Origin of the sequence: Methylocystis sp. (assembly GCF_021731785.1) — a bacterium.
GTDB lineage: Bacteria > Pseudomonadota > Alphaproteobacteria > Rhizobiales > Beijerinckiaceae > Methylocystis.
This window is the reverse complement of sequence record NZ_JAKFWS010000042.1, coordinates 1-6,247: the sequence shown is the minus strand read 5'-3', so window position 1 is coordinate 6,247 and position 6,247 is coordinate 1. Positions and strand designations below refer to the sequence as shown.

At 62.3% G+C, this 6,247-nt stretch carries 5 protein-coding genes and 1 pseudogene; 3 read left to right on the top strand and 3 right to left on the bottom strand.

The features are described 5' to 3' along the window. Positions 1-1,193: TonB-dependent receptor (locus QZ964_RS08705; protein WP_292531028.1), on the top strand; the 1,193-nt coding region annotated here is incomplete at its 5' end. A gap of 5 nt (positions 1,194-1,198) precedes the next feature. Here QZ964_RS08705 and QZ964_RS08700 read toward each other — a convergent pair. Then, the gene (locus tag QZ964_RS08700; protein WP_292531027.1) at positions 1,199-1,351 is read right to left on the bottom strand and encodes a BrnA antitoxin family protein; all 153 of its coding nucleotides are present in this window, start codon (positions 1,349-1,351) and stop codon (positions 1,199-1,201) included. A 123-nt stretch (positions 1,352-1,474) separates the two neighbouring features. Here QZ964_RS08700 and dnaG point away from each other — a divergent pair, with 123 nt between their 5' ends. Next, positions 1,475-3,379 (top strand): DNA primase, encoded by a 1,905-nt coding sequence (gene dnaG / locus QZ964_RS08695; protein ID WP_292531026.1) that lies wholly within the window; start codon positions 1,475-1,477, stop codon positions 3,377-3,379. A gap of 316 nt (positions 3,380-3,695) precedes the next feature. Next, positions 3,696-5,705: an RNA polymerase sigma factor RpoD gene (rpoD, locus tag QZ964_RS08690; RefSeq protein WP_292531024.1), complete on the top strand. Its 2,010-nt coding sequence runs from the start codon at positions 3,696-3,698 to the stop codon at positions 5,703-5,705. A 140-nt stretch (positions 5,706-5,845) separates the two neighbouring features. On the opposite strand, the gene QZ964_RS08685 is transcribed toward rpoD, so the two are convergent. Together QZ964_RS08685 and QZ964_RS08680 are read right to left on the bottom strand one after the other, a co-directional pair. Next, a complete protein-coding gene (locus QZ964_RS08685; RefSeq protein ID WP_292531030.1) occupies positions 5,846-6,052 on the bottom strand; it encodes a type II toxin-antitoxin system HicB family antitoxin in 207 nt (68 codons plus the stop codon). Between the two features lie 18 nt (positions 6,053-6,070). Then, a pseudogene (locus tag QZ964_RS08680) lies at positions 6,071-6,247 on the bottom strand (IS630 family transposase); the annotation flags it as partial.

The following is a 6,247-nucleotide window of genomic DNA, read 5'->3' as shown; positions in this document are numbered from 1 at the left end:
CGATCCGCAACGATTATGTCGGCGAGGGCAGCATCGGCGTCTGGACCGACACGACGGTGAGTTGGACGCCATGGCTGCGCACGGTGGCGGGCGCGCGCGTCGACCTTTATTCAGCCGCCACCAATTCGATCCAGACGCTGTGGGACGCGCCAAAGGTATTCAACAGCGCAGGCGTTCCGGTCTTTCTGTGGACCGGTCCCTTCAATAACGGCCAAAAAGACGCGGCGATCTTCAGTCCCAAGGCGTCGATCATTCTCGGTCCCTGGTATGCGACCGAAATGTTCCTGAATTTCGGCGAAGGGTTTCATTCCACCGACGCGCGCGGCACGGTGCAGAACTTCGCGAGCGCAGAAATCGGCGGCATCGAGGGTCTCGACCTCGACAGCTTCTCGGTCGTCGGTCGCATTCCGCTGCTGGTCAAGTCGCGCGGCGCGGAAATCGGCTGGCGCACGAAGTTCGTTCCCGGACTGGAATCGAGCGTTAGCCTGTTCTGGCTCAATCTCGATTCCGAAAACCAATATGTCGGCGACGCAGGCACGACGGAATTCGGCCGCCCAAGCCGCCGCTACGGCATCGAAATCGCCAATCACTATCACCCCGTCTCCTGGGTCAGCTTCGACGGCAATGTGGCTTTGGTGAATACCCGCTTCCGCGGTGTCGATCAGAACGCCTGGCTCGACTATGTCGAACTGACCTCGCCCGAGGCGCTGCCTTACGGAACCTTCCTCGGCAACGCCCCCGGCAACTATCTCTTCAACGCGCCGGCGATCGTGGCGATGGGCGGGCTCGAAATCGGCGAAGCCACGGGCTGGTTCGCCGGCATGAAATACCGCTATTTCGGCGCGCGGCCGCTGACGCCCGACGGCTTTTATTCCTCCCCCGCCACCGGCACCTTCAACGCGCGGCTCGGCTATCGTTGGGATGGGGGCTGGCGCTTTCAGATCGACGCCTTCAACATTTTCAACTCGCGTTCCGACCAGATCACCTACGCCTATGGCTCGCTGCTGCCGACGGACGCGCTCTATCAGCAATGCGTCAACGGCGTTGCTCCCGGCGCGGTCTGCGGGATCGGCGTCATGGATCGCCATTTCAAACCGGTCGAGCCGCCAGCGGTGCGCTTTACCTTCGGCGGGCCAATCAGTTTTGAGTCGCTGCCCGACTTCACCGCGCCGCTGCGGGTCGTGCCGGACTGACGCGCTCAGCCCATCTTGCGCTGCTTCACATAGCTGCGCAGGACGGCGTTGATGCGCCGCTGATAGCCGGGGCCTTGCGCCTTGCTCCAGTGGATCGGCTCGAACACCGCCCAATCAGCATCGCTTGCGACGGCGGCGTCGATTTCCGCGTCGGTCATTTTCTGTCGCGGCGTCATCCCTCGTATCCGGCCAAAAGTCGGGCGAGCGGACAAGCTGTGAATCATGGGCATCGCGGCGAATTTCTTCCCCGCCCCAGGAAGGAGTAGTGCTAGGGACAGTCGATGCGCTTCTCGCCTTCCTTCCTCGAAGAGATTCGGGCGCGCGTGCCCGTGTCGGAGGTGGTGCGCCGGAAGGTGAAGCTTCGGAAGGAAGGCCGGGAGTGGCGGGGTCTCTCGCCGTTCAACGCCGAAAAGACCCCCTCCTTTTACGTCAACGACCAGAAAATGCGCTGGTTCGACTTCTCTGCGGGCAAGAACGGCAACATTTTCGATTTCGTCATGGAGACCGAGGGGCTCACCTTTCCAGAAGCGGTCGAGAGACTGGCGGCGCTCGCCGGATTGCCGCTGCCCGTCGAGACCAAAGAGCAGCAAGAACAGGATCAACGACGCGCGACGCTCGGCGAGGCGCTGGAGGCGGCGGCGGTCTTTTTCGAAAAGCAGCTCGCCGGCCCAGCTGGACGCGAGGCCCGCGCCTACCTCGATCGCCGGCAAATTTCCTCGTCGGCGCGCGAAAAATTCCGCTTGGGCTTTGCGCCGCCCGAGCGCCATGCGCTGCGCGATCATCTCGCCGCCAAGGGCGCAAGCGTCGAAACCATGATCGAGGCGGGCCTGCTCGTCCACGGCGAGGACATCGCCGTACCCTACGACCGGTTCCGCAACCGGGTGATGTTTCCGATCTGCGACCGCGCGGGCCGGGTCATCGCGTTCGGCGGACGCGCCCTGGAGGCGGACGCCCAGGCGAAATATCTCAATTCCCCAGAGACGCCGCTCTTCCATAAGGGCGCGACGCTCTACAATCTGCATAGCGCCCGCAAGGCCGCGCACGAAACCGGCGCGGTGATCGCCGTCGAAGGCTATGTCGACGTCATTGCATTGACCGCCGCAGGCTTCCCCAACGCCGTCGCGCCGCTCGGCACTGCGCTGACCGCCGACCAGTGCGCCCTGCTCTGGCGTCTGGCCGAGGAGCCGATCCTGTGCTTCGACGGCGACAAGGCCGGGTTGAAGGCGGCCTTTCGCGCGGTCGATACCGCGCTGCCGCTGATTGGCCCCGGCCGTTCGCTACAGTTCGTCCTTCTGCCCGACGGCCAGGATCCCGATGAACTGCTGCGCTCGAACGGTCCCGAGGCGCTCGCCGACGCTCTGAACCGGCCGCTGCCGCTCGTCGATCTTTTGTGGATGCGCGAAACCGAAGCGGCGACGCTCGACACCCCGGAGCGCCGCGCCTCGCTCGAACGGCGGCTGCACGAAGTCGCGGACCAGATCAGAGACGACGGCCTGCGGCGCCATTACCAGCAGGAACTGGCGCAGCGGCTGGAGCGCCTGTTCGGCCGCGACCGGCGCGGGCAGTTTCGACGGCCGGACGCGGCGCGGCGCGGCGCAAGCGGTCGCAGGCGCCCTTCCGACGAAGGGCCTTTGACCATTGGCCCGGGCCTGCGAAACTCGCCGATGTTTCGCGGCGTCAAGGCTGCGTTTGCGCCGCGCGAGGCGCTTATCCTGTTGATCCTGATCAACCATCCAGATCTGATCGACTCCCGTTCGGAGGATTTGGCCACGCTCGATCTCGAATCTCTCGAGGCCCGCGGGCTGCGCGACGCCCTGCTGCAATTCGCCGAGCGCAGCGGCGCGGCTACGCTTGAGCTTCGCCCCTTTCTTGCGTCGCTCGGGCTTGAACGGACGGTCGCCCGGCTCGAGGCGATGGCCGCCCATTCCTCGCTCTGGAGCGTGCGTCCCGAGGCGGCGGCCGCCGACGCCGGCGAAAGCCTGCGACAGGCTTTCGTCTTGCATCGAAGATCGTTGGCGCTAAATAGAGAGTTGCGCGCGGTGCAAGCCATGCTGGCCGACAACCCCAACGAGCGGGATTATGCCCGGCTGAAGGATATTCAGACCCAGTTGTCGGCGTTGGATGGCGCAGAAGCTGCCGTGGAAGGATATGGATCGCTTTCCGGCCGGCCGTCGCGTAATTTGTGAATTCGTAGAGGTTAGCGCCGTAGCGAAGAGGGGACGAAAAACGCGCCGCGAGCATTCGCCGACGCTAAAGCGTGAGTTGCGAAGCGACAACGCTTTTAGCGGCGATTAGCGGATGCTCAAGAAATGCGACGTATCGGGAATCAACGATTCCCGATACTAGGAGGCGGCGCGAAGACATCATGCGGTCGGCCGGGCTATTTCGCCTGCCTGCCGCGCCTTAGCTTGGGAGGGGCGGCCTCTCAGGGCTTTTTTGAGAAAACTTGCGCCTTGCCTGGTTCGGGGAGCCGATCCGGGGCGAGGCGCTTGGAGCTTGTGGATGGCGAAGAAAGACGAAGACAAGGTCGAGAACGAAACTACGGCGACGACGGAGGCTTCCGACGGGCCGCTTCTCGACCTCAACGACGCCGCCGTTAAGCGGATGATCAAGCTCGCGAAAAAGCGCGGCTTTGTGACCTATGCCGAACTGAACGCCGTGCTGCCGTCCGAGGAAGTGTCGTCGGACCAGATCGAGGATGTTTACGCGATGCTCTCGGAGATGGGCATTACCGTCTCGGAGGGGGACGATCCCGACGACGTCGAGGAGGAACAGGCCGCCGAAGAAGAAGAATCGGAAGGCGGCGAACTCGTCGAGAGCCCGCGCGCGACCGCGGTAGCGACGCGCACGTCGGAACCGGCCGATCGCACCGACGATCCCGTCCGCATGTATCTGCGCGAAATGGGCTCGGTCGAGCTGCTGTCGCGAGAGGGCGAAATCGCCATCGCCAAGCGTATCGAGGCGGGACGCGAGGCGATGATCGCCGGGCTCTGCGAGAGCCCGCTCACCTTCCAGGCGATCATTATCTGGCGCGAGGAATTGGAGGCGGGCAAGGTCCTGCTGCGCGACATCATCGATCTCGAGGCGACCTACGCCGGCCCCGAAGGCAAGGCGAAAGCCGCGGAACCGGCCGCAAGCGCCGACATGGCGCCCTCAACCGCGCCACGCACGCCGCCTGCCGGATTGGAAGAGGAAACCCCGCCCGCAGAAGAGACGTTTGAGGAAGAAGACGACATGGAAAATTCCGTGTCGCTTTCGGCAATGGAAACGGAGCTGAAACCCAAAGTTCTCGAAACCTTTTCGCGCATCGCCGACGCCTACAAGAAGCTGCGCCGGCTTCAGGATCAGAACGTCGAGAACAAACTCAAGAACGAGACCCTGACGCCCGCACAGGAGCGTAAATACAAGACTCTCAAGAAAGAGATCGTCGCCGATGTCAAATCACTCTCGCTGAATCAAAATCGCATCGAAGCGCTGGTCGAGCAGCTCTACGACATCAATAAGCGGCTCATCGGCTATGAGACGAAGCTCCTGCGGCTCGCCGACAGCCATGGCGTGATGCGCGAAGACTTCATCGACAAGTTCCACGGCTCGGAGCTTGATCCCAAATGGGTGATGCGCGTCGCCAAGCTCGGCTCAAAGGGCTGGAAGGAATTCGTCGCTCGCGACAAGGATCGCATCAAGGATCTGCGCGCCGACATTCACGCGCTCGCGACCGAGACGGGACTGGAAATCTCCGAGTTCCGCAAGATCGTCCATATGGTGCAGAAGGGCGAGCGCGAAGCCCGCCAAGCCAAGAAGGAGATGGTCGAGGCGAATTTGCGTCTCGTCATCTCCATCGCCAAGAAATACACCAATCGCGGCCTGCAGTTTCTCGACCTCATCCAGGAAGGCAATATCGGCCTGATGAAGGCGGTCGATAAATTCGAATATCGCCGCGGCTATAAATTCTCGACCTACGCCACCTGGTGGATCAGGCAGGCGATCACCCGCTCGATCGCCGATCAGGCGCGCACGATCCGCATTCCGGTGCATATGATCGAGACGATCAACAAGATCGTGCGCACCTCGCGCCAGATGCTGCATGAGATCGGTCGCGAGCCGACGCCCGAAGAACTTTCCGAAAAGCTCGCCATGCCGCTCGAGAAAGTGCGCAAGGTTTTGAAGATCGCCAAAGAGCCGATCTCGCTCGAAACGCCGATCGGCGACGAGGAAGATTCGCATCTCGGCGATTTCATCGAGGACAAGAACGCCGTCCTGCCGATCGAGGCGGCGATCCAGTCGAATCTGCGCGAGACGACAACGCGCGTCTTGTCATCGCTGACGCCGCGCGAAGAACGCGTGCTGCGCATGCGCTTTGGCATCGGCATGAACACCGATCATACGCTCGAAGAGGTCGGCCAGCAGTTCTCGGTGACGCGCGAGCGTATCCGCCAGATCGAGGCGAAGGCGCTGAGGAAGCTGAAACATCCGAGTCGGAGCCGGAAGCTGCGGAGCTTTTTGGATAATTAAAGCGCGCTCAAAAGGCTCTGTTTACGCCTCGACATATTCCGCGATGGCGCTGGGCTGCGGTACGGGTAGCCCAGCGGCTCCAAGCCCTTCAGGCGTCGTCGAATAGCTCGTTGTGCAATAAATAGTCGTAATTGAGTTCCTCACGCCTCCAAATATTCGGCCAACGCCGAAGGCGGCGGCACTGGGAGACCATCCGCTGCTAGCCCCTCGATATGGAAACGGATCGCCTCACGCAATTCCTGCTCGACCGCCCCAACGGTCTCGCCCGTCGCGATACAGCCCGGCAGGTCCGGGACATAGCCGGAAAAATTGTCGCCCGCTTTTTCGATCACCACAGCGTAGCGTATTATACCAACCTGTGCTGATCAGAACCGATGCGCCCAGTCGCGCAAACCGATGGACATGATGCGCCAGGGTTGTTCGATGAGTTTGTTCCAGGCGTCGCAGCAATGGTCGACGATGTCGTCGTATGATTTGAACACGCGATTGGAGAGCCAGTTGTCGCGCATGAACTGCCAGAGGTTCTCGACCGGGTTGAGTTC